29 protein-coding genes are annotated in these 26,714 nt (G+C 45.2%); 27 read left to right on the forward strand and 2 right to left on the reverse strand.

Annotated features, from left to right (window positions below):
* Positions 1–119 precede the first annotated feature (119 nt).
* The 9 genes from HWN40_RS08270 to HWN40_RS08310 all read left to right on the forward strand — a co-directional run bounded on the left by HWN40_RS08270 (position 120) and on the right by HWN40_RS08310 (position 10,194).
* Positions 120–1,232, forward strand: coding sequence for an FIST C-terminal domain-containing protein (locus HWN40_RS08270; RefSeq protein WP_176965291.1), 1,113 nt, complete (start codon positions 120–122; stop codon positions 1,230–1,232).
* The gene (locus HWN40_RS08275) at positions 1,225–2,901 is read left to right on the forward strand and encodes a sensor histidine kinase (protein ID WP_176965292.1); all 1,677 of its coding nucleotides are present in this window, start codon (positions 1,225–1,227) and stop codon (positions 2,899–2,901) included. The genes HWN40_RS08270 and HWN40_RS08275 overlap by 8 nt, the downstream gene beginning before the upstream one ends.
* An 87-nt stretch (positions 2,902–2,988) precedes the next feature.
* Positions 2,989–4,047, forward strand: coding sequence for a DUF362 domain-containing protein (locus HWN40_RS08280; protein WP_176965293.1), 1,059 nt, complete (start codon positions 2,989–2,991; stop codon positions 4,045–4,047).
* Positions 4,048–4,102: 55 nt separating this feature from the next.
* On the forward strand, positions 4,103–5,164 hold the full coding sequence (locus HWN40_RS08285; protein WP_176965294.1) for a 60S ribosomal export protein NMD3: 1,062 nt from the start codon (positions 4,103–4,105) through the stop codon (positions 5,162–5,164).
* A 12-nt stretch (positions 5,165–5,176) separates the two neighbouring features.
* Positions 5,177–6,385 carry an ATP-grasp domain-containing protein gene (locus HWN40_RS08290; protein ID WP_176965295.1) on the forward strand — a complete coding sequence of 403 codons (1,209 nt, stop codon included), beginning with the start codon at positions 5,177–5,179 and terminating at the stop codon, positions 6,383–6,385.
* 67 nt (positions 6,386–6,452) lie between these two features.
* Positions 6,453–6,944: a transcription factor gene (locus HWN40_RS08295; protein WP_176965296.1), complete on the forward strand. Its 492-nt coding sequence runs from the start codon at positions 6,453–6,455 to the stop codon at positions 6,942–6,944.
* Entirely contained in the window at positions 6,944–7,450 is a 507-nt protein-coding gene (locus HWN40_RS08300; protein ID WP_218165462.1) for a TIGR00295 family protein, read from the forward strand. Before HWN40_RS08295 ends, HWN40_RS08300 begins: the two co-directional genes overlap by 1 nt.
* Before the next feature lie 112 nt (positions 7,451–7,562).
* On the forward strand, positions 7,563–8,195 hold the full coding sequence (gene psmB / locus HWN40_RS08305; RefSeq protein ID WP_176965297.1) for an archaeal proteasome endopeptidase complex subunit beta: 633 nt from the start codon (positions 7,563–7,565) through the stop codon (positions 8,193–8,195).
* An 88-nt stretch (positions 8,196–8,283) separates the two neighbouring features.
* On the forward strand, positions 8,284–10,194 hold the full coding sequence (locus tag HWN40_RS08310) for a beta-CASP ribonuclease aCPSF1 (protein WP_176965298.1): 1,911 nt from the start codon (positions 8,284–8,286) through the stop codon (positions 10,192–10,194).
* A 42-nt stretch (positions 10,195–10,236) separates the two neighbouring features.
* On the opposite strand, the gene HWN40_RS08315 is transcribed toward HWN40_RS08310, so the two are convergent.
* Entirely contained in the window at positions 10,237–10,890 is a 654-nt protein-coding gene (locus tag HWN40_RS08315) for an HAD family hydrolase (RefSeq protein ID WP_176965299.1), read from the reverse strand.
* 238 nt (positions 10,891–11,128) lie between these two features.
* On the opposite strand from HWN40_RS08315, the gene mbhE reads away from it, so the two are divergent.
* The 9 genes from mbhE to HWN40_RS08360 all read left to right on the forward strand — a co-directional run bounded on the left by mbhE (position 11,129) and on the right by HWN40_RS08360 (position 18,872).
* Positions 11,129–13,498, forward strand: coding sequence for a hydrogen gas-evolving membrane-bound hydrogenase subunit E (mbhE, locus tag HWN40_RS08320; RefSeq protein WP_176965300.1), 2,370 nt, complete (start codon positions 11,129–11,131; stop codon positions 13,496–13,498).
* Entirely contained in the window at positions 13,495–13,911 is a 417-nt protein-coding gene (locus HWN40_RS08325) for a monovalent cation/H+ antiporter subunit B (RefSeq protein WP_176965301.1), read from the forward strand. The genes mbhE and HWN40_RS08325 overlap by 4 nt, the downstream gene beginning before the upstream one ends.
* Positions 13,908–14,336, forward strand: a complete 429-nt coding sequence (locus tag HWN40_RS08330; RefSeq protein ID WP_176965302.1) for an NADH-quinone oxidoreductase subunit K — start codon at positions 13,908–13,910, stop codon at positions 14,334–14,336. The genes HWN40_RS08325 and HWN40_RS08330 overlap by 4 nt, the downstream gene beginning before the upstream one ends.
* A complete protein-coding gene (locus HWN40_RS08335) occupies positions 14,333–15,874 on the forward strand; it encodes an NADH-quinone oxidoreductase subunit M (protein WP_176965303.1) in 1,542 nt (513 codons plus the stop codon). Before HWN40_RS08330 ends, HWN40_RS08335 begins: the two co-directional genes overlap by 4 nt.
* A complete protein-coding gene (locus HWN40_RS08340; RefSeq protein ID WP_176965304.1) occupies positions 15,871–16,365 on the forward strand; it encodes a Na+/H+ antiporter subunit E in 495 nt (164 codons plus the stop codon). The genes HWN40_RS08335 and HWN40_RS08340 overlap by 4 nt, the downstream gene beginning before the upstream one ends.
* Positions 16,362–16,625: a cation:proton antiporter gene (locus HWN40_RS08345; protein WP_176965305.1), complete on the forward strand. Its 264-nt coding sequence runs from the start codon at positions 16,362–16,364 to the stop codon at positions 16,623–16,625. Before HWN40_RS08340 ends, HWN40_RS08345 begins: the two co-directional genes overlap by 4 nt.
* Entirely contained in the window at positions 16,622–16,987 is a 366-nt protein-coding gene (gene mnhG / locus HWN40_RS08350) for a monovalent cation/H(+) antiporter subunit G (RefSeq protein WP_176965306.1), read from the forward strand. The genes HWN40_RS08345 and mnhG overlap by 4 nt, the downstream gene beginning before the upstream one ends.
* 596 nt (positions 16,988–17,583) lie before the next feature.
* A complete protein-coding gene (locus tag HWN40_RS08355) occupies positions 17,584–18,636 on the forward strand; it encodes an L-threonylcarbamoyladenylate synthase (RefSeq protein WP_176965307.1) in 1,053 nt (350 codons plus the stop codon).
* A gap of 5 nt (positions 18,637–18,641) precedes the next feature.
* Complete coding sequence (locus HWN40_RS08360; protein ID WP_176965308.1) at positions 18,642–18,872, forward strand: hypothetical protein; 231 nt, start codon at positions 18,642–18,644, stop codon at positions 18,870–18,872.
* A 729-nt stretch (positions 18,873–19,601) separates the two neighbouring features.
* Here the strand turns inward: HWN40_RS08360 and HWN40_RS08365 are convergent.
* The gene (locus tag HWN40_RS08365) at positions 19,602–19,757 is read right to left on the reverse strand and encodes a hypothetical protein (RefSeq protein WP_218165463.1); all 156 of its coding nucleotides are present in this window, start codon (positions 19,755–19,757) and stop codon (positions 19,602–19,604) included.
* A 223-nt stretch (positions 19,758–19,980) separates the two neighbouring features.
* Between HWN40_RS08365 and sso10a the strand changes: the two genes are divergently transcribed.
* From sso10a to infB, 9 genes are all read left to right on the forward strand, one after another.
* A complete protein-coding gene (sso10a, locus tag HWN40_RS08370) occupies positions 19,981–20,214 on the forward strand; it encodes an Sso10a family chromatin protein (RefSeq protein WP_281361320.1) in 234 nt (77 codons plus the stop codon).
* A 242-nt stretch (positions 20,215–20,456) separates the two neighbouring features.
* Positions 20,457–21,203 (forward strand): ABC transporter ATP-binding protein, encoded by a 747-nt coding sequence (locus HWN40_RS08375; protein ID WP_176965310.1) that lies wholly within the window; start codon positions 20,457–20,459, stop codon positions 21,201–21,203.
* Positions 21,182–22,405 carry a SufB/SufD family protein gene (locus HWN40_RS08380; protein WP_176965311.1) on the forward strand — a complete coding sequence of 408 codons (1,224 nt, stop codon included), beginning with the start codon at positions 21,182–21,184 and terminating at the stop codon, positions 22,403–22,405. The genes HWN40_RS08375 and HWN40_RS08380 overlap by 22 nt, the downstream gene beginning before the upstream one ends.
* A gap of 49 nt (positions 22,406–22,454) precedes the next feature.
* A complete protein-coding gene (locus HWN40_RS08385; protein ID WP_176965312.1) occupies positions 22,455–23,327 on the forward strand; it encodes a hypothetical protein in 873 nt (290 codons plus the stop codon).
* A 256-nt stretch (positions 23,328–23,583) separates the two neighbouring features.
* On the forward strand, positions 23,584–23,940 hold the full coding sequence (gene rpl7ae, locus HWN40_RS08390; protein WP_176965313.1) for a 50S ribosomal protein L7Ae: 357 nt from the start codon (positions 23,584–23,586) through the stop codon (positions 23,938–23,940).
* 21 nt (positions 23,941–23,961) lie between these two features.
* Positions 23,962–24,177 (forward strand): 30S ribosomal protein S28e, encoded by a 216-nt coding sequence (locus HWN40_RS08395; RefSeq protein WP_176965314.1) that lies wholly within the window; start codon positions 23,962–23,964, stop codon positions 24,175–24,177.
* A gap of 2 nt (positions 24,178–24,179) precedes the next feature.
* Positions 24,180–24,371 carry a 50S ribosomal protein L24e gene (locus HWN40_RS08400; RefSeq protein ID WP_246275877.1) on the forward strand — a complete coding sequence of 64 codons (192 nt, stop codon included), beginning with the start codon at positions 24,180–24,182 and terminating at the stop codon, positions 24,369–24,371.
* Between the two features lie 13 nt (positions 24,372–24,384).
* Positions 24,385–24,834, forward strand: a complete 450-nt coding sequence (gene ndk / locus HWN40_RS08405; protein WP_176965315.1) for a nucleoside-diphosphate kinase — start codon at positions 24,385–24,387, stop codon at positions 24,832–24,834.
* 100 nt (positions 24,835–24,934) lie between these two features.
* Positions 24,935–26,710, forward strand: coding sequence for a translation initiation factor IF-2 (infB, locus tag HWN40_RS08410; protein WP_176965316.1), 1,776 nt, complete (start codon positions 24,935–24,937; stop codon positions 26,708–26,710).
* The last annotated feature ends 4 nt before the right edge of the window (positions 26,711–26,714 follow it).

Consider the following 26,714-nt stretch of genomic DNA (forward strand, 5'->3'; position numbering starts at 1 on the left):
ATAGATGTAGGTTTTACCTATTTTAAAGTCAAGATAATCAGCATGGTAAAATCCGGCTTCCCGGCCACATCCGGAAAATCCGGATGATCGCATCTTTTAACCGGAGACAACAGATCCGTATGTACATCGAGAGTTCCTCAGCAGAAGATATAGCCACAAAAATCACTGACATGATCGACAATGATAATGAAATAGCGATGATACTGCTGGGAGAAGAGGGAAATACCGATGTATATGAGCTTATCAGGAAACTTAACAAAAGCAATATCCAGTTCTTCGGAGGCATATTCCCGGGCCTGATATACGGAACCGGGGTACATCACTCCGGGACTATCCTGCAGAAATTTCCCCTTCTGGAGAAGCCGGAACTTGTGAAAGGGCTTGATGATCAGAACTTCAAGGTTCCTGATTTTGAAGGAAGATTGTTTGAAGATACAGGCAAAAAACACACATTAATAATCCTGATCGACGGAATGACGGCAAATATAACGCAGTTGTTACACAGAACATTCAACAACCTGGGGAACTCGGTAAATTACCTTGGAGCAGGAGCCGGCTCTTCGCATTATGAGCAAAAACAGTGCATATTTACTCCTGAAGGCATTTTCAAGGATGCTGCGGTAATTGTCCCCATTGAGATGGAAACCGGATTGGGAGTCAGTCACGGACTCGAATTTGTCTCCGGCCCTGTCCTTGTTACAAGATCCGGAAATAATGCCATACAGGAGCTGAACTGGAAGAACGCGTATCAGGAATATAAAGGTATTATCGAAGATAAGATCGGTAAAAAATGGAGCGATAAAGAATTCTCAGAACATATGGATGATTTCGCACTCGGCATCTATTGCAAGGACAAGGAATACATTGCACGCGTAATTACAAATGTAAGCGAAAAGGGAGAGCTGATCTGTGCCGGAGAAATGCCGGAAAACGCTGCTCTCAGCATCCTCAGAAGTAAGAAGGACAACATGATAGCAGCAGCTTCAAAAGCAGCACAGGAAGCCATATATCCTGAAAGGAAGGCCAGAAATTCATTTATTGTGGAATGTGTTGGCAGATATAAGTTCCTTGGAGACGGATTTGATGCCGAACTGGGTTCGATAAACTCAAAGATCACTGAGGATGAGGCAAAACCGGAAGGTGTTCTCTCTGTCGGAGAGATTTCCTCCTATATAGACGGAATACTGGAATTCTTCAATTTCACAGTAGTAGTGGGGCGTTTCTATGAATGATCATTACCAGGAGATCGTAAAGGATATTTCACTATTATATGAGCTCTCACTGTCCATCGGAACTTCCCTTGACCTGAAAGAGAATTGTGATGCATTCCTGAACAAACTGCTTGCAAGGGAAAACTTTGCTTTTGCATCGGTCTGGATCAAGAACAAGTACCTTACAGGAGAACACAATCACAAAGCCACACTCGTTTATGCAAATCCGGAATACAGGGCATGTGAAAATACCATCGACATATCGAGTCCTGCCTTCACCCTTATAAAAGATAAAGAGCCGGTAATGATAAGTAACGAGGATGATCACTTTGAGATGTTGATCTCTGAAAAGGATATCAACAAAGGAATCTATTTCATCTTCCCGCTTGGAGATATCGGCTTTCTGAAGGTATATTCCGCTTTCGAGAAAAAAACTGGCGATGACATTATTCTCAGCAAGCTCATAAATGTAGTGTCCAAGTTCACGGTCTCTTTGGAAGCGTGCCTGTATCATGAACGTTCACTCAGGGAGCTAGAGGAAAGAAAGCGCATAGAGAACGAATTGCGCATCAGCGAGAAAAGGTTCAAGGACATGGCAGAACTTCTACCGGAAATGATATACGAATGCGATCTGAGAGGGGATTTCACCTATATCAATAAAAGCGGTCTTCAAATGCTTGGTTTCTCTAAGGAGGACCTGCAAAGAGGATTGAATATCTCCGAGCTTATCCCGGATTCCGAAAAAGGAAAATTCAGAAGCAGGTTCACAGAATTGCTTGCGGCAAAGGAGTTACCTTCAATGGAGTACGAACTCCTGACAAAGCATGGCCGTATGATCAGCGTAATTATGTCCTCTACTGTTATGATAAAAGGCAGGGAAGTCACGGGTATCAGGGGTATCGCCCTGGATATTACCGAGAAGAAAAGAATGCAGGATTCCCTCCTTGATGCAAAGATGATCGCGGTTGCAAACAGGGCCAGAAATGATTTCTTTGCTAACATGAGTCATGAACTCAGGACCCCCCTCAATTCCATAATAGGATTCTCCAACGTTCTGGAAGACAGGACATATGGCGAGCTTAACAATGAACAGGCCCGCTATGTAAATTATATCCACTCGAGCGGACAAAAGCTGTTAGAACTGATAAATGACCTGTTGAGCCTTTCCATGATGGAAACCCAGGATATCGAAATAAAGCCCGAATACTTCGACATAATCAGAGCGGTCGTTGAGGTAAGCGAGGCATTAAAGCCACTATTGTTGAGACGCAACGTGCATATGGAAGTTATCACCCATACGGAGATAGGAACTATCCACGCTGACAGAAGCAAGTTCAAACAGATAGTTTACAATCTGATAAACTGCATACTTAATAAATCCGAAGAAAGGCTGGACATGGACCTCGAACTGGACATGGTCAGTAATATGCTAAAAGTTTCAATCAAACAAAAACAGAATATTTTCTCGTCCTATGATATCGAAAAGATAACCGGAATATTGAGTGAGAACAATAAAAGCTCATCCGGGGAAAATGATGCACTTGAACTGGAAATGATGCTTACAAAGAGATTCGTTGAACTGCATGATGGAAGCATCTGGTTTGAAAGCTGCGGGGAAGGCAGTTGTTTCTCCTTTATACTGCCTGCAGATACAAAAGTGGAAAACGAAAGCCAGCTCATACTGGTCTGAAGGCAAAAAAGGCTTTGCCATAGACTAAAATACGGACAGTGCACATATGTAGCATCAATTATCATAGAGTGTAATTGAGGACTATATATGAGTGATGTATTTTTCAAACCTTCAGAAAATGTTGCCAGTGATGAGACCCAGATAGATCAGATCATAGAGCTGTTCCCGAAAATATCACCTGTGAAAGAGGGGGACCTTGTTGCGGTAAAGATCCATCCGGGAGAGTACGGAAATACAACACATGTACATCCGGTACTGGTCAGAACGATAGTCGACCTTGTAAAGGATGCAGGAGGAATTCCTTTTGTTACCGATACCACAGTCCTCTATAGCGGAAAGAGGTTCAACGGAGCTGATGTGATCGACACTGCTGCGATCAACGGATTCTCACATGCAGGAATGGGAGCACCTTTTATCTGTGCAGACGGACTTACCGGAGATGATAGTGTGCTTACCAGTATCGGTGGCGAGAAAGTGGAAGATATAACGGTGGCCTCAGCCATCGCCAGGGCAGATTCCATGATAATGCTATCCCACTGTAAAGGGCATCCAGCCTCGGGTTTCGGGGGAGCGGTCAAGAATTTGGGAATGGGATGTCTGGACAAGGCAGGCAAGACACAGGTACATGAGGTTGGCAGGCCCGACATTGACCCTGAGAAATGTGTCGGATGTAATAACTGCGTAAAGCTCTGTCCCTGGGGAGCAATAACAGTTGAAGATGGCAAAGCAAGCGTTGACAGGGACCTCTGTAAAGGTGAGCTTTCCTGTGCTGAAAGCTGCAGGTATGGTGCCATCGTGCCACCAGCTGGTTTTTTCAACGAGATGCAGGCCCGCCTTGGTGAAGCCGCACTCGGACCCATAAAACACCTTGAGGGCAGGATCGGATACATCAACTGGATATTTAACCTGACCCCTGGTTGCGATTGTTTCAATTTCTCTGCACCTGCCTTTACAGGTGACATCGGCATACTTGCTTCAAAGGATCCTGTGGCCCTGGACATGGCAAGTATCGATCTTATCAACCAGAAGATGCAGCATGACAAAAGCGGGCAGATCAGCGATGTGTGGGGCATTGACCCTGTAATCCATGTAGATTATGCGGCCAGGATCGGTGCAGGCAGTCCGGAGTATAAGCTTTTGCGCTGAACATACGTTGCAGAAGAGGGAAAACATTATTAGTCCAGGCAGGGATTCAGAGACGATGAATTATACCATTTGTCCTAAATGCGGAAAAGACACGAAAAGACTTATTGATAGTCTTTGCCAGGAATGCTTCTTTGAGAGCTCGGACCTTGTAAAAGTACCACAGGTTTTGCATGCGCAGGTCTGCTCAAATTGCGGAGCACACTTCAATAGGGGCAGATGGACAAATGATTACGACATCGATGAGATCGTGATCCGGACCGTTGAGGACGAGCTGCTGATCCATGAAAAAGCGGAGGATATCGAGCTTTATATAGAGCCCAGGCAGATGACGCCACATCTCTACCGTGTAAGAGTGGAAGTCGACGCCACAATAATCGGGGAAAGACTGCATCAGCAAGTAGAGACAGAGGTGCGTATAGGCCGCATGGCATGTGATATGTGCAGCCGGATCTCAGGAGGATATTTCGAGTCGATACTCCAGATAAGGGCTACCAACCGCCGCCTGAACGATGAAGAAAAGAAGGAATGCATGGCTATTGTTAACTCCATTCTAAAAAGAATGCGTAAAAAGGGTGACAGGATGGCATTCATTTCAAATTCTATCGATGACAGGGAAGGTATCGACCTCTACATGGGCTCGGCAAACGCAAGCCGTGATATCTGCAAGGAAGTCGTATCCGAGCTTGGAGGAACTTTTTCAGAATCACCAAACCTTTTTACCAGGAAGGACGGAAAGGACGTCTACAGAATAACATTTGCTTTAAGGTTGCCGGAATTTATGCCCGGGGACATCATCGAGTTCGGGGAAAATGTAATTGAGGTCCGCAAATTCGGGAAGAATGTTACGGGGACGAACCTTATAAGCGGTTCAAAGTATCTTTCAAAGCCTGATGAGATACAGGATGCGAAACTCGTCGGACGCAGGGAGGATGCGGTCAGAACCGTTGTGGTCGCAACGGAAGATGATGAACTAATGGTACTTGACCCGGAAAACTACGAAACCGTCACCATCAAGAAGCCATTGTTGTTCAGTGCAGAGGCGGGAGACGAGGTCCCTGCAATTAAAACCAGCAACGGTATAGTTGTGCTGACTGAAGATAGTCCTGACACTGACTAAGCCCTCACGATCATGAAGAACATACTTGTCATCGGATTCAGCACCCGCAACATCATATGTTCCGGAAATCGCGCCGGCTACAACATGTATGCCATTGATGCCTTCTGTGACCATGACATGCTTGAGTGTGCCAGAGCGGCCATTAAACTTGATATCGGAGAGGGATTCCATGCAGAGAACATCGAAATTTCAGATCTCTGTGGGATAATCGACAGCTTCGGGATAGAATTTGATGCAATAATACCTGCATCAGGCTTTGAAACCATAAGTTTTCCGAAAAACTATCCCATCCTGTGCAATGATCATGATATCATGAAAGAGGTGACTGATAAGTCCAGATTCGCAAGGTTGCTCAGCTCTCTGAATCTTCCGCATCCTCAGACATATTCCCTATCGGAGATCGAAAACATAAACAGCCCGATCATGGTAAAACCTGCGTGTTCCGGCGGAGGAATCTTGAACAGGGTATTGTATGACTGGAATGATCTGCAATCCTATCTTGATTCTCTTAACAGAATGCACATACAACTAACAGAGAAGGACCTGGTATTCCAGGACTACCTTCAGGGAATTCCTGCAAGTGTTTCTGTAATTTCAACAGAAGACAGGGCATCTGCAGTTGCCATTAACGAACAATTGATAGGGATTCCCTGGCTTACAGGACTGCCATTTGCATACTGCGGGAACATCACACCCTTATACACACCTTTCAGTGACCAAATGAAAAATATAGCTGAAAATCTTATATTAGAACTTGGACTCGTCGGATCCAGCGGAGTGGATTTCCTTATAACAGAGAATGGTCCTGTTATCATAGAAGTAAATGCAAGGTTCCAGGGAAGCCTTGATACCGTCGAGTTGTCCACTGGTCTTAACTTGTTTGAAGCACATATGCAGGCGTTTGAGGGCAAACTGCCGGAAGAGCCCCGGAACAGAGAATATGCGGCAAGGGCTATAATCTACGGAGACAGGAATATTGAAGTAAGTGCTCACCTGCATGAGAAGATACTGGAAAAGCGTAGCGTCGATGTGCCAAATACAGGAGACATAGTAGGCCCGGATGAGCCATTGACCTCTGTACTGTCCACAGGAAATTGCAGAGAAGAAGTGATCAGGGAAGCCAGAAGCAGCGTTATGTTTATACGGGAGTGTCTGGATTTAGACTCACCACAAGAAAATGGCCCGAGAACAGAAAGTACTTATGTACAGAACATTAAATGAGAGTTTTTAGCAAAAGTTAATATTGCAATATTATACATGGATATGCATTTTATGAGGTGAATGCTTTTTGATAGATCTGAATAATCCGGTTGTCAGGGGATATCTTATCAGGCTTGTGGGCGAAGATGGCCTGGAAATGATAAAGAATATGCCCGAAGGTGAGGTTACGGATGAGGAAATCGCAGAAGCTACGGGTATACTTCTGAACATAGTCCGAAGAACTCTTTTTATTCTCAACGAAAACAAACTGGCAGTTTGCAGGAGGGAAAGGGACTCCAGCAGCGGATGGCTAACATATCTCTGGACCCTTGACATGTCAGATATCGAGCCACAGCTTGCCAAAGAGAAGAAGAGAATAATCAGAAACCTCAAGACACGTCTTGATTTTGAAGAAGATAATGTTTTTTATGCCTGTCCCGAGGGATGTACACGTATGAATTTCAACGAGGCTACCGAATGTGAGTTCCTCTGCCCCTTCTGCGGAGAGGATATGATGTTCGAGGACAATATCGTATTCGTTGAAAAGATACAGAAGCGCCTTGAAAAGCTTGAATCATAATGATCACGCACCAGCAGGCGTTAGAAATACTCGAGAATGCCGGCTGCAGTAAAAAGGTAATAGCACACTGTCTTGCAGTATCCGGCCTTGCAACCCTGATGGGAAAAGAACTTCTGTCCCGGGGTGAGGATCTTGACCTTGAACTTGTTGAGATCGGCGGCCTGCTGCATGATCTCGGAAGGGCTGAAACCCATGGCATGATGCATGCTGTTGTCGGTGCCAGGCTTGCAGAAGATAAAGGGCTTGACCCGCGCCTTGTGCTGATAATTAAAAAACACATAGGTGCAGGCATAACACAGGAAGAAGCGATGGAACTCGGACTTCCCGAAGACGATTATATACCACGCACCCTGGAAGAGAAGCTTGTTGCACATGCCGATAATCTTACAAAGGGAACGAGGAAGATAAGCCTGGACGAGAAGCTAGCACTTATGCGAAGAAAGAATATCGATACCAGTAGTATTGAACGTGTCAAAAGACTTGCCGATGAGATCGGCATTGTATAGAACACAAGGGATAATTATTTATATAGAAATCACTAATGGGATACTGTGCAGAGGAATGCATAACACGTTTTTATCACGTTGATTTTCTCATTTTTAGTTAGAGGTATAACTGATGACCGATGATAAGTATTTAAAAGGTACAACGACAGTTGGGATAGTTTGCAATGATGGTGTAGTTCTTGCAACCGAACAGCGGGCAACGATGGGGCATTTTATTGCAAGTAAGACTGCGAAAAAGATCTACCAGGTAGATGATCTTGCAGCCATGACAACTGCCGGTTCTGTGGGAGATGCCCAGCAGATCGTACGTATTATCAGCGTCGAATCCAAGCTTTACAAGATGAGACGCAAAGAATCAATGACCATTAAGGGTCTGACCACTCTTTTATCAAATCTTTTAGCAGGACAGAGGTACTATCCTATGATGGTGCAGTTACTGGTCGGAGGATACGACAAGAACGGCCCTGCATTATACTCCATTGATGCACTTGGCGGTAACATCGACGAAAAGGCAGTTGTTGCAACCGGATCAGGTTCACCGATAGCTTACGGTGTGCTCGAAGACAGATTCGAAGAGAACATGGATACCGAGGCAGGTACCGAACTGGCTGTCAGGGCACTGCATAATGCTATGAAGAGAGACTCCGCATCCGGCAACGGAATCGATGTAGTAGTCATAAGTGAGAACAATTACAAGAGACTTGAATCAGAGGAAGTTAAGAAACTGAGGGAAGAGCTCAACTGACATCAACTATATATTTTTTAAATATAATTTTTAAAAATCCAAATTTCTATAACTCACATTTTTCATTTTTTACAGGAAGGCTGTTTTAATGGCGGTAGAAGAAGTATTATCTGATCTTAAGAAAAAGATTGAAGAGAAGTTGCCCAGTGGCACAACTATTTCTGATGTTGAATTTGAAGGCCCGCAACTCGTAGTTTACACCGAAGAACCAAAGAAGTTTGCTGATAACGGAAATATTGTCAGAAATCTCGCAAAGATCCTGAGAACACGTATAGTGGTTCGTCCTGATCCGAAAGTGTTGATGCCTCCCGAGGAATCGATACAGAAAATAGAAGAGACGGTTCCGTCAGAGTCCATAGTTTCTAATTATCATTTTGACCCCGATGTGGGTGAGGTCATCATCGAAGCGGAAAAGCCGGGGCTTGTGATCGGTAAACATGGAGAGACACTCAGGGAGATCACAAAGAAGATCGGCTGGACACCCAAAGTTGTCAGGACTCCACCTATCAAGTCACGGACAGTCAAGAACATCCGTGAATTCATGCGTACCAACCACAAGGAAAGAAAGGACATCCTGAAAGCCGTGGGGAGAAAGATACACAGAGGATGTACCTCCAAGGACCAGTGGGTAAGGATCACATCCCTGGGAGGAGCAAGAGAAGTAGGACGCAGCTGCTTTATTGTCTCAACCCCGGAATCAAGGATCATGATCGACTGTGGTGTGAATGTAGCTTCAGAGGATGATATGACACCATTCCTCTACGTACCTGAAGCTTTCCCGATAAACCAGATAGATGCCGTGGTGCTCACACACGCCCACCTTGACCACCAGGGACTTGTCCCACTGCTTTACAAATATGGTTTTGAAGGACCAGTGTACTGCACACCACCAACACGTGATCTCATGGCACTCCTGCAGCTTGACTACATAGACGTGGCTGCCAAGGAAGGCAAAAGGCCGCCTTATGCATCCGCAGATGTAAGGGAAGTCTTAAAACACACGATCATACTGGATTATGAAGAAGTTACTGACATTGCACCGGACATCAAGCTGACCTTCCACAATGCGGGACACATTCTGGGCTCCGCGGTCTCTCACTTCCATATCGGAGACGGTCTGCACAATGTAGTGTTCACCGGTGACTTCAAGTTCGAGAAGACCAGGCTCTTTGATCCCGCGGTCAATAGGTTCCCCCGTGTGGAGAGTGTGGTAATGGAATCCACCTACGGCAATTCCAATGCAATGCAGCCGGCTCTGAAAGATGCCGAAAAGAACCTCAAGACAATCATAAAGGAGACACTCAAAAAGGAAGGAGTTGTGCTCATTCCCGCATTCGCCGTGGGTAGGAGCCAGGAGGTCATGATCGTTCTCGAGGACGCGATACGTAAAGGCGAGATACCCAACGTTCCGGTCTATCTTGACGGTATGATCTGGGAAGCTACGGCAATCCATGCAACATATCCGGAATACCTCAATAACGACCTGCGTAAGCTTATCTTCCAGAAGGGAGAGAATCCTTTCCTTGCCGAATGTTTCAAACCTGTGGATTCCAATGAGTTGCGCCAGAAGATAATAGAAGAACCTCATCCATGTGTTATCCTGTCAACATCAGGTATGATGAATGCAGGTCCTGTCATAGAATACTTCAAGGCGTTCGCGGAGAACGAGAACAACACACTTGTGTTCGTAGGTTACCAGGCAGACGGAACCCTTGGTAGAAGGATACAGAAAGGATGGAAGGAGATACCCCTGTCCAGCAGCAACGGAACACACGTAGTAACAATGAACATGAGAGTTGAGGTCGTTGACGGATTCTCAGGTCACTCCGACAGGAAACAGCTCATGGATTACATCAAGAGGATGAAACCACGTCCGGAAAGGGTTTATACCGAACACGGAGACGAGCGCTCATGCCTTGACCTTGCAAGCTCGATCCACAAGAAGAACAGGCTCGAGACCCGGGCACTGACAAACCTTGAAACTGTACGGCTGGTATAACCGTACATTTTCACTCTTTTTATTTCCAGCCAGGAAGATAATTCACTCTTTAGCCAGGGCCAGCTCTTTCAGGTAATCTGTCAGACCACTGTGGTCCCCGAACACCCTGTCGGCCTCTGACATTTTCTCAGCTTCCAGATAGGTAGCCACTGCAACGCAATACAGACCTGCATTCTTAGCAGATTTTATTCCCAGCGGAGCATTCTCCACAACAAGACATTCGTCTCTCTTTAGACCCAGTTTATCCACAGCTTTCAGATAGGGTTCCGGGTCGGGCTTTCCATTGCTGACATCTTCTCCGGATATCACGACATCGAAGATATCAGGATAGAATTTTTCCATGAGACTGGATACGATCTTCCTGTCGGCACCTGAAGCTACGGCAAGTTTATATTTTCCATGCAGAAGTTCCAGGCACTCGCGCATATTATCAAATGCTTCTGCCTCGTTCATCTCCATAAAGAGCTTTCTTTTTTTCTGCAGCAGTTCTTCATAGGTGGATTCATCAGCCTCTATACCGGCCTTTTTGAAAAAAATATCAATGACACCCTTATGGTTCGAGCCCTCTATCTCATAGACCTCTTCCTCGGAAACATCGATACCTTCATCCTCAAAGACCTTCACCCAGGCCTTTGCATGATAGGACATGGAGTCCACAAGCACACCATCTGAGTCGAATATTACTCCCTTGAACATACTGTGCGATATTGTATTCATATTTGAATAACTTTGGGGGATAATAAGCACGATAGTATACTGGAAGGGAAGAAAAGATCACATATATAAGTGTTATTATCGAGCCCTGTTTTGCTCTAAAGCATGATTTTTATGTATATAAAGCTGAAAAAAGAGAACAGAAATGAGAATTAAATCCATCACGAATAATAAGTCTCATTAAAAAACATTATATATAGGTAGTTAAATCTACAATGGCATGGATTCGTTTACAGCAATTACTCTAGCGGTTTTTTTGCCATTCATTTTGGCCGGTATATTGCCAGTGGTTGAAAAACTTTTGAAGAACAGAATAGGATGGTATGCAGCAGCGGTTGCTTTCCTGAGTCTTGTACTTGTGGCACAGGTTGCACCAACTGTCATACACGGAGAGAGCATACAGGGCTCCATAACCTGGATACCCTCACTGGGTATTGACCTGTCGTTCTACGGAGACGGGCTCAGTGTGATGTTCGGTATAATTGTCTCTACTATCGGCATCATAATCATGTCATATTCCAATGGATACATGTCCAAGAGAGAAGACCTCCCACGCTATTACCAGCAGCTTCTCTTTTTCATGGGCTCCATGCTCGGAATGGTGTTCTCAGCAAATCTCATCCAGTTGTTCATATTCTGGGAACTTACCAGTATCACATCATTCATGCTTATCGGATACTGGCGCAACAGGCCCATGTCCGTCTACGGGGCAACCAAATCCCTGCTTATAACGGCAACAGGTGGGCTTTTCATGCTTGCGGGATTTTTAGTGCTGCACGCAATAACAGGCACTTTTGATATACCCACAATCCTGCACAGCGAATCCATGATCGAGTTCATAAAAGGACACGAACTCTTCCTTCTAGCACTTATCCTGATATTCATTGGTGCTGCATCAAAATCAGCACAGGGACCCTTCTACGTGTGGTTACCCAACGCAATGGAGGCACCAACTCCTGTCAGTGCGTTCCTGCACTCGGCCACCATGGTCAAGGCGGGAATCTACCTCGTAGCAAGGATACACCCTATATTCTCCGGAACCGATGCCTGGTTTATCCTAGTAAGCGGTGTAGGAATAATCACAATGATCATGGCAGGTTTCCTGGCGTTCCGCCAGACAGACATCAAAGGAATACTTGCCTATTCCACCATCAGTCAGCTTGCATATTTGATGACCATGTACGGTTACACCACCCTCCACCACCCGGGAATAGGAGTGGCTGCAGCAACATTCCACCTGCTCAATCACGCAACCTTCAAGGCATCACTTTTCCTTGTGGCAGGCATAGTTGCCCATGAAACGGCCACGAGGGATATCACGAAAATGGGAGGACTGCGAAAGGAGATGCCGATAACCTTCATCCTTGCGACCATAGGTGCCCTTGCAATGGCAGGGATACCACCGCTGAACGGATTCCTGAGCAAGGAGATGTTCTATGAAGCATCTTATGAGATGGGACACCTGCTCGGAGGTCCTTTCACATATCTTATCCCGGCACTGGCTGTGCTCGGAGGTGTGTTAACCTTTGCCTATTCCATCAAACTCATTGACGGCATTTTCCTCGGAAAACGCCCGTCACATGGTCTCCCGGAACACATACATGACCCGGGCTGGACCATGATCATTCCAACTGCTTTTCTGGCAGTGCTTATCATATTGTTCGGACTTGTGCCTTCAATACCTTCACACTATATCGTTCAGCCTGCGACCGAGTCCATACTTCTCGAACCGGTTGACCTGCACGTACAACTCTGGCACGGGTTCACGCCTGCCCTGATGATGACAATAGCAACGTTCATCCTGGGAATACTGATATACACACGTTACGACAGCATTGCTGCCTGGCAGAACAGGTTCAATTCACGGCATCCCATGCTAAGTGTAAATTATCTCTATGATGCCACGGTGGACAACGCAAAGAACGTCACCTTCGGCTTCTCATCAAGGATGCAGCCAGGGAACATCAAGACCTATGTTATAGCCCTGCTGCTCCTAATGATTGCACTGTTCATGATACCTGTAGTGTTGCTTACGGCGGATATCATACCTTCGACACTCAACTTTGACATACCGCCTTATGAAGGTATACTGTTCCTGTTCATGATCATCGCAGGTCTGGGTGCAGCACTGCTTCCAAGATATGTGCCTGCCATAATATCCCTTTCGGGACTCGGCTACCTTGTGAGTCTGCTGTTCATCTACCTCTCGGCACCTGACCTTGCACTGACCCAGATACTTGTGGAAACACTCTCCACAATAATATTCCTTCTTGCAATAGTTAAGATACCGCAGAAGTTCAGGGAACATGTAACACCGGCAGTGCTGACAAGAGACCTGCTGATAGCTTCGGCAGTGGCTCTGACCGTATTCGTACTGCTGATAAATGCCACACAGGGAATCGTGGCACCCTTTGAGAGTCTTTCCCATTACTTCATAGAGAACAGCCTGCCACTGGCCGGAGGTCATAACATTGTCAACGTGATCATTGTTGATTTCAGAGGTTATGATACACTAGGAGAGATTTCGGTCTTATGTCTGGCAGCATTCGGTGTTTATAACCTGATACACAGCAGAGGTGAGGAAGAATGACCACAACCATAACAAAAACAGTTACCAAGATATGCTTACCACTGGTGATCCTCTTTTCCATTTCCCTGCTGCTGGCAGGGCATAACAATCCGGGAGGAGGATTTATCGGAGGGGTGATGTTCGCTTCTGTGATCGCGCTGACATACGTAGTCTTCGGACTTGACTACATCAAGTCCTTCTTCGATCCCGACTGGGGCAAGTGGTTTGCCTTTGGTCTGATACTTGCGTCCCTGACAGCCTTTGCTGCAATACCCTTCGGACATAACTTCTTCAGAAGTGCCGTGGAGTTCGTGCATCTTCCTTTTTTCGGAGAGGTGGAACTCGTATCCGCAGGTCTCTTCGATATCGGAGTATATTTCGTTGTAATTGGTAGTCTGCTCTTTATTTTCAAAAACGTGGGTGATGACGAATGAACAATACCCTGCTTTCATTAACAATTGCCATACTCTTTGGTATTGGCACATTCCTTGTACTCCGCAGGGACATATTGAGGATTATCATAGGCCTAAGCGTACTTTCACATGCTGTTAACCTGTTGATCGTATCAACCGGAGCCTTCGCGGGAGCAAGAGTACCGATCATTACAGAAGACGGCGGACATGGAGCCTCGGAGGCTACAGGAACAATTTTCAATGATGCTCTGGCCGAGAACATACTGGCACCTGTGACTGCCGCAGGTCATACTGTGAATTTTGTTGATCCGCTTGTTCAGGCTCTGGTACTTACTGCAATAGTCATCAGCCTGGCCGTTACCGCATTCATACTGATACTTGCCTATCGTATCTATGAGGAATACGGGACAACTGATATCAAAGAACTCAGGAGGCTCTGGGGATGAGTCCGATAGCAGAACATCTGCCGATAATCCTGATCGCCGTCCCGATACTTATGGCAGCGATCATGGTTATGCTCAGGTCAAATCCACAGCTTCAGAAAGGGCTGAACATTCTGGTGTCCTCCGGACTTGTAGTTCTGAGTGTAATGCTACTCCTGCAGGTATGGAACACCGGAATACAGGTATACGAGGTTGGTGAATGGGGCAAGTATGGCATACTGCTTGTGGCCGATCTGCTAAGTGCAGGCATGGTTGTTCTTACAACCTGTATTTCCTTCCTTTCACTAATTTACTCATTTGACTATATAGAGAAGAGATCACTCAGTGCTACATATTATCCGCTGTTCAACCTGCTGCTGGCAGGTCTTAACGGATCCTTCCTGACAGGGGACATATTCAATCTCTTCGTATTCTTCGAGATACTGCTGCTCTCATCATGTGCCCTGGTGGTTGCCAACGAGCAGGGAGGAGTTACAAAGAGCTCCGACAAGATGGAAGCTACATTCAAATATCTCGTACTGAACATGCTAGGGTCAATTGTCATGCTGATAGCCGTGGCTTCTCTTTACGCGACCACCGGTACGCTCAACATGGCTGATATCTCCGTAAAGCTCAGTGCAATGAGCGATGCAGGAACCCTTCCCTGGCATGTGTTCGCAATCGCTCTTATGTTCATCGTGGTCTTCGGTAACAAGGCGGCAATCTTCCCGCTGCATTACTGGCTGCCTGATGTGCACCCCACGGCACCTTCACCCATCAGCGCCATGCTGAGCGGTGTACTCATCAAGGTTGGTGCCTATGGAATGCTGCGTGTCTTCTTCCTGATCTTCAGGGACACACTGTACATATTCCAGCCCGTGATAATATATCTGGCACTTGCTACCATTATCATCGGTGCAATCTCCGCAGTGGCACAGACTGATGTGAAACGTCTGCTTGCGTACTCCAGCGTGAGCCAGATAGGTTATGTATTCCTCGGAATTGGCCTTGGCGGTGTTTATGCAATTGCTGCAGCACTGATCTACCTTGTGAACCATGCGATTGCAAAGTCCATGTTGTTCCTGAGCTCAGGAGCCATAATCCACCATGCAGGCACCCGGGACATGCGCAAGATGGGAGGCATGGTTGACAGCACCCCGATGGTGGCACTGCTCTTTCTGGCAGGGGCCATGTCCATTGCAGGCCTTCCCCCAACAGGCGGATTTATTGCCAAGTTCGTACTCTTTGATGCCGGTATCATCGGTGAGTATTACTTTGAGATAGGAATTGCGCTAATATTTGCAATATTCACCCTATTCTACATGTTCAGGGCATGGCTTTTGATGTTCTGGGGTGAGAAGAGGGATGTTGAGAAATACGGGGACTATTCTTCACATAAGGCATCTCCCCTGATCATGGCACCTATTATAGTGCTCGCACTGTCCATCATTGTTTTCGGACTCTATGCCGAGCCTCTGATATCACTTGCAACTGCAACAGCAGAACAGATACTTGATCCGCAACCATACATTGAAGCGGTACTCACGAGGGTGGTAAGATGAAACGCTATATATTCTTCGCTGCAGTATTCGGACTGATATGGTGCTTTGTCCATGGTACGATAAATGTCAACAACTTTATACTGGGACTTATATTCGCGCCCTTTATCATACGTCCGTTCAAGCCACTCTACCACTTTGAGCGTGATTTCTCCATCAGTAAAGGCATAAAGAAACTGCCTGCACAGGCAAGGTATCTGTATGTCCTTATCAAGGAGATCATAAAAGCCAATATTGTAGTGGCAAAGATAGTGCTCCAACCGAAAATTGACATAAAACCAGGCATCATCGCAGTACCTATCAGGACAAAGACCGATCTTGGTATAACCACCATAGCAAATACAATCACCCTGACACCGGGTACACTGACCATCGATATGTCCGATGACAGATCGGTCCTTTACGTTCATGCCATCGATGCATCAGATCCTGAGGCAGTAGCCGAATCCATCAGGGATGACCTGGAAAAATACGTACTGGAGGCATTCGAATGATCTCAATGTTTACCCTAGCAATAATTATAATGGTGCTCGCCATAATCCCATGCATATACAGGATAATAAAGGGACCCACAATACCCGACAGAGTGATAGCACTCGATGCCATGACAACTGTAATAGTTGTGATGCTGGGTGTATATTCTTTTGACCAGGGTTCTGTATTCTTCATGGACGTGGCACTGGTACTTTCCATCATTGCATTTGTCGGAACCGTTACAATAGCCAAATATCTCGATGAAGGAGTGGTTCTGTGAGCCTAATAGAAACAGCACTTGACCTGTTGAGCAATGCCTTTCTTCTCATAGGACTCTTTTTTGTGTTCCTTGGTATGCTCGGGCTTGTGAGGCTGCCAGATGTATACAACCGTCTGCACACCACAACAAAGATAGGTACTCTGGGCGCATTCGGTGTTATGCTCAGTCTCCTGCTGAAGGTAGGGTTTTCCCCGATAGGGGTCAAAGCCATAACAGTGGGTCTTTTCCTCTTGCTCACAGCCCCCATAGCAGCTCACATGATAAGTCGCGCAGCCCACCGGCATGGCGTTGGCCTTTGTGAAGAGTCGGTCATAGACGAATACGGCAAGGTCTACACACGGGATAGAAAAGAGCAGGAATAGAGATATTTTATGGCGACCCCGAATTCCGGGGCAATCTTTTTTTCAAAAAGCTGTTTGATTTCAGCAAATATAAGCAATAAAGGACACATGAAAGTGCGGAAATTATGTTTGTAACAATCATAAGAAGTAATTTTAAGCAAAATGCAAACAGGATAATCAGCTAAAATTAGCCCTATTTTAAGTTTATCCCCATAGAATGATTGTGAGCGGGTTGGGGAGTGGGGGTTAGTGTGGGAGTGGGGGTTAGTGTGGGAGTGGGGTTAAAAACAGACCCGCTCACTTAGCGAGTAGACGTCATAATGGTATATAAGTATTGTCATTTCAATAAACCGAAAATAAGTGAGGAAGAGCCACAATTGTGAACTATTTGAAATTAGTTGTTCTGACCTGGAGCAGCCTAACTCCGCTTTCCAGAAAGATACGTTCATTCCGGACAAAAAACTTATCTCCATGTTTGTTTAATACGAACCTTAATTGATATCACAGGCCCAGAGTTTTAAAATTGATCACATACTATATAAGTAATACCCATTGATCCAGGTTCAAGTGCACCCGGGAAGACACAAGTGTCTCCATTCCTTTTAAAACACCCTACCATGACATCCAGAACACAGGTTTTCCATATTGATAAAGGCAAGCTCGGAGAAATAATAGAAGAAGCTGCTGCAATAATTAAAGAAGGGGGGACCGTTGCATTTCCCACCGAAACAGTTTACGGGCTCGGAGCAGATGCATTGAATCCGGCTGCTGTGGAGAAGATCTTCGAAGCAAAGGGAAGACCTGCAGACAATCCCCTAATAGTACATGTTGCTTCAAAAGAGGGCGTCGGAGACCTGGCAAAGCATATCCCGCAAAAAGCGTATACTCTGATGGACAAATTCTGGCCCGGACCTCTGACTCTTATATTACAAAGCAAGGAAGTCGTTCCCGATATCACTACCGGAGGACTTGATACTGTGGCACTGAGGATGCCTGATAACAGGATCGCTTTAGAGCTGATCAGAGTATCAGGAAGACCACTTGCAGCACCAAGTGCAAACCTGTCGGGAAAACCAAGCCCTACAACCGCAGACCATGTTGTAGCAGACCTTTCCGGCCGTATTGATGCTGTAATAGATGCAGGGGCCGTGAATGTCGGGGTTGAATCCACTGTTATCGATATGAGCTCTGAACCACCTGCCATACTCAGACCGGGCATGATCTCAAAGGAAGACATAGAAGAAGAGATAGGCGGAATAGGAATCGGATATGAGGACAGGGTTCATCAGGATATAGAAAAGGTCCGCTCACCCGGCATGAAATATACCCATTACTCACCCAATGCTGTTGTGCTCCTTATAGAAGGTGACAGCAAACCGGTTAATGCGAAGATAAGGGAGATGTTCTGTGACTTCAAGACCAGGGGTGCCAGGGTTGGCCTGCTTCTTACAGACAGGTCTGATGCACCGGACTGTGATGCATTTTTCCTGCTTGGAAGCAGGGACAGACCTGATGAGATAGCGCTTAACCTGTTCTCAGGGCTGAGAAGTCTGGATGAGCAGAAAGTTGATGTTATAATCGCAGACGGTTCTTTCAGCCAGAGGGGAGTGGGAGCCGCCGTCAGGAACAGACTGCGTAAAGCAGCAGAAATGATAATCAAAGTAGAGTGAACCATATGAAAAAGGAAAAGAAAGAAACAATCCGGGAGCAGCATAAGAATCTTGCTGTACTCCACAGGAACAAGAAACTGCTTAAGATCAATGTGATCATATTAAGTTTAGGGCTTGCACTTTCCTATTTTGGACAGGAGGAAATAGGAGAGCCTATGTTATGGCTCGGGATAATAATCTTTGTCTATACTCTGGTAAGCAACTATATTGCCAGGTCTGCATTGAAAAAGCTCTGATATGGTTTCTTTAAATCTTACTATTTGAAAGAATGAAGCGATATCAAACACAACAATTACCATTGATGACAATCGTAATTAGAAAGTATCCTATGTATACCAGTTAAGGAAAAATGCTTCCTTAACTTATATTTACATATGTAACAAAGTTATTATGGTGGTCAATAGTAGTCTCAGCGTTATGTATGAGAACTTAGTTTACATTACCACCAAGTACCACCTTACCTGAAAAAGGGAAGAGTTAGAATCGGGAAACAGGATTTTGATACAACAGTCTGTTTCCCTTTTCCTTATTTTTGTTCTCTATATAGAGAACTTCATAGTGGTTTAAACTACGTGAATCCAATATATGAGTATATTGTTTATATACATATCTCATCTAAATGAAAATATAGTGCACGTAGGAAAAATTATGCATAAAGACAGTATTTTTTTATAACAATCATCAGTAGAGCTGATACTAACAGCATACCACACCAGTAGTTAACTAAAAACAACTTCAAGCTCTTTTTTTGTGTGAATGTCAATAGTTAGGGAAGTATAGGACATATAAGAGATAGATGTATCCGTTAGATATTGATTTTGAAAAAAGAATTGTTTCTTTTAAATAAGCAGTAATATTGTTTCTAATCTAAATTACTAAAGAATATTTCTTATCTTTTTATAATGCTATACCCCATATTCTTTATCAGGGTTGTTAATAGTCGTTCCTGAATAAGCAATTGGAATTCAGGAACTGTCAACAAGGCCGATCAGATGGTGCGTAGAACGCTTTAGATAACCGAATACGTATATGAACAATATGGGAGCAAGTTCATTATCGTAGTATAGGTATATGGCATATCTGGCAGGATCGGTCCCGGACAAGGACATCATGACCCTCATAGTGGATTCTTGAATGGGGGAGATTCACGGCCCGTGCAAATCAATTTGCTTTCGGGAAGATAATTAGATATCTGAGATAGATTACCTGCTGATGGGGATGCAGGTCTGCACAGTATGCCTGGATAAAAAGCAAAGAGTGTTGCTTCCGGTTTCTCAGAAGGATCATTTCCTCAAAAAACAAACACGTGTCTGAAATACGTGATAAGTTTGATCTGACAGGGATGTGATTAGTATTAGAAGAAGTCGAACTGCAATTAGCGTAGAAATTCTGAGGGCTGCCATGGAAGGAGCGAAAAAAACACATATCGTATATCGTGCAAACCTGAACTTCGAGGTTGTCAACAGATACCTTGCCATGCTGGAGGAAAAAGGACTGATAGAGAAAAAAGAAAACCTCTACCAGACAACCGAAAAGGGAAAAGAGTTCCAGGAGATTGCAAGAGAGCTGGGATTGTAATCTTACTACTTTTATTCAATGGATTAACGTAATTGGTCGATACACTGTAAGACTTATCGCGTTGAAACGATTCCAAGAATCGTTCTCACATCAATTATCAGTGTGCAATCACGTCTATTTTCATAAAAACGGTGTTTTCTGTCCTCAATAAGTTTTTAACTTATAGCAGTATTAAGAGTACTGACTTTCAATATATGCCTATTATTCTCACAAACTTAAAAAATTAAAGGGAGACCACGCTTATGCTGGAGATCAATAATCTAACTGTCGAAGTCGGAGGTCGCAGAGTACTAAAAGGTGTAGACCTTGACGTCGAAGCCGGCCACACCAATGTTCTTTTCGGGCCTAATGGAGCAGGAAAGTCCGTTCTTCTTATGACACTGATGGGATTCAGTGGCTATAAAGTTGTGGACGGAGAAATCATTTTCAAGGGAGAAGACATCACCAACCTGTCGGTATCCCAGAGGGCACAGATGGGTATGGGCATTATGACCCAGAGACCCCCGAACCTTAGTGGTGTCAAACTTCAGGACCTGCTGGGAGTTATCTCAAATGACCTCAGCGATACTAAAGAACTTGCTGAGTCGATCGACATGGTACGCTTTTTCGATCGAGACATCAATGTAGGTTTTTCAGGCGGGGAAATAAAGAGATCAGAGCTGCTGCAACTCTCGGCACAGAATCCCGACTTTTTGCTGCTGGATGAGCCGGAATCGGGAGTAGACCTTGCAAGCATTGAGCTGCTGGGGACCACAATCAACAAGCTGCTCACAAAAAATTGTAAATGCCCGGGAGAGAGGTGCAAACACGGGAAATCCGCACTCGTGATCACACATACAGGACAGGTGCTCGATTATATGCAGACTGACAGGGCCTACATCCTTTGTAACGGAACTGTAATGTGCTCAGGCAACCCACGTGAAATGCTCACCGAAATAAAAGAACAGGGATATCAGGAGTGTATCAAATGCAAGCTGATGGAGATATGAGAAAAAAAGCTGAAGATGCTCTCAAGAAGTCTGCCAGCTTTGGAGAAGATTTCGATCTTGAGGAATACGGTATTGCCACATCTGACGTACAGTATGCCGAAGATATGAAAGAGCTTGATGAAGATGATCAGAGAACACTCCTGAATGTCGGTTTTACTCCCGGGGAAGACAACAGATCCGGCAGCCTCATAATGATCGATAACGCCATTACCCATACATCCCTACGTGAGAAGGATGCCGTTGAACTCATGTCCCTGAAAGACGCCATGAAAGTTCATGACTGGGTAGAGGATTATGCATGGAAACTTGTGAAGCCTGATGCTGATAAGTATACTGCAATGAGCTATCTGCAGGAAGCTGACGGTTACTTTATCCGTGCTCCTGCCGGCAAGAAGTCAAAGATGCCTGTTCAGACATGCCTTCTCATAGGCTCGAAGCAGGTCTCACAGACCGTACATAATATAGTAGTAGTCGAAGAGGGAGCGGAACTCGACGTCATCACCGGCTGCTCGACAAAACACGGAGTTGACAGGGGTCTGCATCTTGGAATTTCCGAGATGTATGTGAAAAAGGGTGCTACGCTGAACTTTACTATGATCCATAACTGGGCGGAAGAGATCGGAGTCAGGCCGCGAACAGTGGTACATGTGGAGGAAGGAGGTAAGTACATAAGCAACTATGTAACCCTCAAGCCCGTGAAATCCATCCAGTCGTATCCAACTGTTATACTGGAAGGCAAGGACGCCTTTGCAAGACTCAATACCATAGCTGTTGCACATCCGGGATCCGAGCTTGATCTGGGAAGCAGGGTGATCTTTGAAGCTGAAGGAACATCTGCAGAACTTATCTCAAGAACGATCACAACCGGTGGAGTGTCCATTGCAAGAGGAGAAATGGTAGGTAACGCCAACGGTGCAAAAGGTCACCTTGAATGCCATGGTCTTGTAATCGGGGGAGGCACACAGAGGGCAATACCCATCCTGGAGGCAAATGTAGAGGATATAGAACTATCCCATGAGGCCGCAGTAGGACGGATTGCACGCGAGCAGATCGAATACCTGATGGCCCGCGGTCTTTCAGAGGAAGATGCTGTAGGTATGATCGTAAGAGGTTTCCTTGATGTGGGAATACAGGGCATTCCCGACGAACTCCAGGCAGATATCGACGAGACGATCGCCAAGATAGGAGAAAACGCAATATAATCTGTCTTGTATACATAAACATAGTTTTCATCAATATACGAGGATTTAAATGAATCAGAAATATGTGGCCATTTTTCTGGCTGCTATAATGGTACTGTCCATTTTTTCATATTTTGCTGCAAGTCTGATGGGCAATTCCAATGGAAATGGAGAACAGACTGATATTCAGGAAGACCTTGCAAATGCTCCGGGCTTTGAGACAATACCCGGGACAAAAATGCAACATGAGCTGAATTCCATAGAGGACGGGCTTGAAATCACACCTGAAGGAGTTGCAGTGGTTTCTTATGTGGACTATTCAAGGGTCTACAATACTCCGCTTCAGGTAATGGCACCGAATATCACCGAGCTGTACTCGATCTACAACTCGATGATAGTGAAAAGATACTCCGCATACAGTGCTACAGGGGACTTTGCTTTTGAAGCACATACGATGAACCCCGAGGTCATCAACTTCGAGTATATGCTTACAGAAGATCCATACAACGGCTACTACCTCCTGTCCCGTGGCGGAGAACTGTATAATGTTGTTGGTACACCCATGCTGCTCGGACCAAGGGATGCCCTTGAAGATGTAATCGATGTCGCATCAGGAAGCAACGAGAGTTCAAGTGATTTTGACACAGCACTCCAGTATGTGGAACCGGGGGCCGAGTACTCGACACTCGTAAAGGGTGATGAGCTGGTGGACCAGTACTACCTTGAATACCGGAATATGAATGACGGAAATTATTCCAGGACAGAGGTGTTCGTCGAACCGGACCAGAGCATCCTCAGCAATATTACCGCCATGGAAGCAAACAGTACGGAGAGGGATCTGTACTATAACACCACCACCTATGAAGATGGCAACATCACAAAGGTCGTAATAACTACCAATGCTTCGAATATCTACGGACTTATTACGGAGCAGTTCAGGTGAGATATTTCTCACCTTTTCTTTTTGCCACAAGCTTTATACATTAAAAGATTGTTTGTGGAAACGATCGTCGTTTTCCGAAAGGTATATATCTGAATGCAGCGATTGGTAGCCATTACTTTGGCGTAATTACATTGTCAGTTATTGATTATCAATTAGTAACAATCCTATATTGGCCAAATTAGTTCAGGCTCAAGCCTGATCTGCAATGAATAATGAAAAACCATGTAAGTAACATGGTTTCGAAGGAGATAATAAAATGGCAGCAAAATTTGACGTTCCAGAAGAATTAGCTAACAAAGCGCTTGAGAGTGTAGAACTTGCAAGAGACACAGGCAAACTAAAAAAAGGTACCAACGAAGTCACAAAAGCAGTCGAGAGAGGTATTACAAAGCTTGCCGTGATCGCAGAGGATGTTAGTCCTGCAGAAGTTGTCGCACACATCGGACCACTCTGTGAAGAGAAGAACACTCCATACATCTATGTAAAAGAGCAGAAGGAACTTGGTGCAGCCTGTGGCATAGGTGTTGCCTGTGCAGCTGTGGCAATCGTGGATTCCGGAAAGGGAAGCTCACTCATAGATGATATTGCAGAGAAAGTAAGCGCACTGAAATAATACTTAACGTGAGGTATCGATATGGCAGATGAAGATACAGGCTATGCGGCTGAAGTCATTGATGTCATCGGAAATACCGGCATGCATGGTGAAGCCAGCCAGATACAGTGCCGTGTACTCGAAGGACGTGACAAGGGTCGTATAATCACCCGTAACTGTGTCGGTCCGATCAGAGTCGGTGACATACTGATGTTAGTAGAAACATCAAGAGAAGCAAAGAAACTGACCACAAGGTGATCATGATGGAACAGAGAAAATGTTCTTTTTGCGGTAGCTTCCTTGAAGCCGGAACCGGCAAGATATTTATAAAAAAGGATGGGTCATCGTTCCTATTCTGTTCTTCAAAGTGCGAGAAGAATTTCGATCTTGGAAGACTGCCAAGACGTACTGTCTGGACAGAACAGGGAAGAGTTTACCTGAAGAAAGCATAATGTGGTGTCGGACATGGAACAGACATACATTATGATAAAGCCTGATGCAGTACAGAGAGGACTCATCGGAGAGATCGTAGCAAGGATCGAGAAACGCGGTCTGAAGATATCGGCTATGAAAATGGGCTTTATGGAAGAAGATAAAGCAAAGGAGCACTACAAGGAACATGTCGAAAGGCCGTTCTTCGGTGCACTTATGGAATATGTTACATCCGGCCCTTGCGTATCCATGGTAGTCGAAGGGAAAGATGCAATTTCCATCATGCGTAAAATGAACGGCGCAACAAATCCTGTTGATGCACTCCCCGGTACAATAAGAGGGGATTTTGCGATAGAAACAGGAAGAAATGTCGTACACGCATCGGATTCCCCTGAAGCGGCAAAGCGTGAAATAGCTATACACTTCAGCGAATCAGAGATCGTAGATTACGCTAAGATCGACGAGGTTTGCCTCTACGAGTGATCAAAAAGCTTTCCGGGAACTTTGATCCAAGATCCAACGGATCCCGGAAAACCTTTACACTGATAGCTTATTATAGTAACTTATTTTCGAAGGGGTTGCAATGGCAGTTAAGCAGGATTTACGTACACCAATAGTTTCCGTGATGGGACATGTGGACCATGGGAAAACCACACTACTTGACAGGATAAGAGGTAGTACCGTAGCAGAGGGTGAAGCAGGAGCTATTACCCAGCATATAGGTGCCACCGAGGTTCCCATAGATATCATCGTAAACAAATGTGGCAACCCTGACCTGAGGAACAAGTTCATCGTACCAGGTCTTCTTTTTATTGATACGCCAGGACATCATGCCTTCACCTCATTGAGAAGTCGTGGAGGATCACTTGCGGATCTGGCTATTGTTATCATTGACATCAATGAGGGTTTCATGCCACAGACCATCGAGAGTCTGCAGATACTTAAAAGGTTCAAGACTCCTTTTGTGGTTGTTGCCAACAAGATAGACAGGATACATGGCTGGGAAGCACAGAAGAACGCTCCATTCATTGTTTCCTATAACAAGCAGGCTGATAACGTAAAGGCCGAACTTGACAGAAAATTCTATGAGATCGTGGGCGAACTTTACGAAGCAGGTTTTAACTCTGAAAGACATGACAGGGTAAGTGATTTCCAGCGTAATATAGGAATAATACCAATAAGTGCCATGACAGGGGAAGGTATTCCCGATGTGCTTATGGTACTTCTGGGCCTTGCACAGAGGTTCCTTGAGGGTAATCTGCATTATAATGCGAACGGACCCGGAGTAGGAACTGTCCTGGAAGTAAAAGAAGAAAAGGGACTGGGAACCACAATAGACGTCATTCTCTATGACGGAACCCTGAAAAAGGGCGATATGATAGTTGTCGGCAGTCTTGGCAAACCAATACAGACCAAGGTCCGTGCTCTTTTAAAACCCCGGCCTCTTTCGGAGATAAAGGCCGAGGAGAAGTTCAAACAGGTACAGTCCGTGACAGCGGCAATCGGTGTGAAAATATCGGCACCGAATCTGGACAGTGCTCTTGCAGGATCCCCTGTGAGGGTAGTTACACCTGAAAACATTGATGCGATCTCGGATGAGATCCAAAATGAGATAGAGGACGTCCAGATAGATACCGATGCCATGGGAATAACCATCAAGGCCGATACGATAGGCTCTCTGGAAGCTCTTGTAAACGAGCTCAAGAAAGAGGAGATCCCGATCAGGAAAGCAAGTGTAGGAGATGTTTCCCAGCGTGACATCGTGGAGATTGCAGCAATTGAGGATCCATTCTACAAGGTGATCATAGGCTTCAATGTAAAGGTGCTTCCGGATGCTAAGGAAAAGCTGCAGGATAGCGATATCAGATCCTTTATGAGTGATATCATCTACAGACTTATTGATGATTACGAGGACTGGGCAAAGGAGCAGAAGGAGCTTGCCGAGAAAGAGATGACAGAACATATCGTAAAACCCGGAAGGTTCCAGATACTTCCAAACTGCACTTTCAGGCAGAGCAAGCCTGCAGTTGTAGGTGTTAAGATCATCGGCGGTGTGGTAAAAACAAATGTCGATGTCACTACAGAAGATGGAACCGTTGTAGGCAAGGTCAAAGGCCTTCAATTAAGCGGAGAGAATATCTCCAAAGCCAGGGTAGGTATGGAAGTTGCACTTGCACTAGAGGGTCCGACTGTTGGCAGGCAAATAAAAGAGGAAGATTTCCTCTTTGTGAATATCCCGGAAAGACATGCCAAAACCCTTGAAAATGAAATTTACGACACATTGACGGCAGACGAATTAGAAACACTGGATGCATTTCTTGAGATCAAAAGGAGAGGAAATCCTTTCTGGGCAAAGTGAGATC

Origin of the sequence: Methanolobus zinderi, from assembly GCF_013388255.1 — an archaeon.
Classification (GTDB): domain Archaea; phylum Halobacteriota; class Methanosarcinia; order Methanosarcinales; family Methanosarcinaceae; genus Methanolobus; species Methanolobus zinderi.

What these genes read in the sequence shown, in the direction of transcription:
- HWN40_RS08270 (WP_176965291.1), top strand. Translation starts at nt 120, where the DNA reads ATGTACATCGAGAGTTCCTCAGCAGAAGATATAGCCACAAAAATCACT.
- HWN40_RS08275 (WP_176965292.1), top strand. Translation starts at nt 1,225, where the DNA reads ATGAATGATCATTACCAGGAGATCGTAAAGGATATTTCACTATTATAT.
- HWN40_RS08280 (WP_176965293.1), top strand. Translation starts at nt 2,989, where the DNA reads ATGAGTGATGTATTTTTCAAACCTTCAGAAAATGTTGCCAGTGATGAG.
- HWN40_RS08285 (WP_176965294.1), top strand. Translation starts at nt 4,103, where the DNA reads ATGAATTATACCATTTGTCCTAAATGCGGAAAAGACACGAAAAGACTT.
- HWN40_RS08290 (WP_176965295.1), top strand. Translation starts at nt 5,177, where the DNA reads ATGAAGAACATACTTGTCATCGGATTCAGCACCCGCAACATCATATGT.
- HWN40_RS08300 (WP_218165462.1), top strand. Translation starts at nt 6,944, where the DNA reads ATGATCACGCACCAGCAGGCGTTAGAAATACTCGAGAATGCCGGCTGC.
- psmB (WP_176965297.1), top strand. Translation starts at nt 7,563, where the DNA reads ATGACCGATGATAAGTATTTAAAAGGTACAACGACAGTTGGGATAGTT.
- HWN40_RS08310 (WP_176965298.1), top strand. Translation starts at nt 8,284, where the DNA reads ATGGCGGTAGAAGAAGTATTATCTGATCTTAAGAAAAAGATTGAAGAG.
- HWN40_RS08315 (WP_176965299.1), bottom strand. Translation starts at nt 10,890, where the DNA reads ATGTTCAAGGGAGTAATATTCGACTCAGATGGTGTGCTTGTGGACTCC.
- mbhE (WP_176965300.1), top strand. Translation starts at nt 11,129, where the DNA reads ATGGATTCGTTTACAGCAATTACTCTAGCGGTTTTTTTGCCATTCATT.
- HWN40_RS08325 (WP_176965301.1), top strand. Translation starts at nt 13,495, where the DNA reads ATGACCACAACCATAACAAAAACAGTTACCAAGATATGCTTACCACTG.
- HWN40_RS08330 (WP_176965302.1), top strand. Translation starts at nt 13,908, where the DNA reads ATGAACAATACCCTGCTTTCATTAACAATTGCCATACTCTTTGGTATT.
- HWN40_RS08335 (WP_176965303.1), top strand. Translation starts at nt 14,333, where the DNA reads ATGAGTCCGATAGCAGAACATCTGCCGATAATCCTGATCGCCGTCCCG.
- HWN40_RS08340 (WP_176965304.1), top strand. Translation starts at nt 15,871, where the DNA reads ATGAAACGCTATATATTCTTCGCTGCAGTATTCGGACTGATATGGTGC.
- HWN40_RS08345 (WP_176965305.1), top strand. Translation starts at nt 16,362, where the DNA reads ATGATCTCAATGTTTACCCTAGCAATAATTATAATGGTGCTCGCCATA.
- HWN40_RS08355 (WP_176965307.1), top strand. Translation starts at nt 17,584, where the DNA reads ATGACATCCAGAACACAGGTTTTCCATATTGATAAAGGCAAGCTCGGA.
- HWN40_RS08360 (WP_176965308.1), top strand. Translation starts at nt 18,642, where the DNA reads ATGAAAAAGGAAAAGAAAGAAACAATCCGGGAGCAGCATAAGAATCTT.
- HWN40_RS08365 (WP_218165463.1), bottom strand. Translation starts at nt 19,757, where the DNA reads ATGAGGGTCATGATGTCCTTGTCCGGGACCGATCCTGCCAGATATGCC.
- HWN40_RS08375 (WP_176965310.1), top strand. Translation starts at nt 20,457, where the DNA reads ATGCTGGAGATCAATAATCTAACTGTCGAAGTCGGAGGTCGCAGAGTA.
- HWN40_RS08380 (WP_176965311.1), top strand. Translation starts at nt 21,182, where the DNA reads ATGCAAGCTGATGGAGATATGAGAAAAAAAGCTGAAGATGCTCTCAAG.
- HWN40_RS08385 (WP_176965312.1), top strand. Translation starts at nt 22,455, where the DNA reads ATGAATCAGAAATATGTGGCCATTTTTCTGGCTGCTATAATGGTACTG.
- rpl7ae (WP_176965313.1), top strand. Translation starts at nt 23,584, where the DNA reads ATGGCAGCAAAATTTGACGTTCCAGAAGAATTAGCTAACAAAGCGCTT.
- HWN40_RS08395 (WP_176965314.1), top strand. Translation starts at nt 23,962, where the DNA reads ATGGCAGATGAAGATACAGGCTATGCGGCTGAAGTCATTGATGTCATC.
- HWN40_RS08400 (WP_246275877.1), top strand. Translation starts at nt 24,180, where the DNA reads ATGATGGAACAGAGAAAATGTTCTTTTTGCGGTAGCTTCCTTGAAGCC.
- ndk (WP_176965315.1), top strand. Translation starts at nt 24,385, where the DNA reads ATGGAACAGACATACATTATGATAAAGCCTGATGCAGTACAGAGAGGA.
- infB (WP_176965316.1), top strand. Translation starts at nt 24,935, where the DNA reads ATGGCAGTTAAGCAGGATTTACGTACACCAATAGTTTCCGTGATGGGA.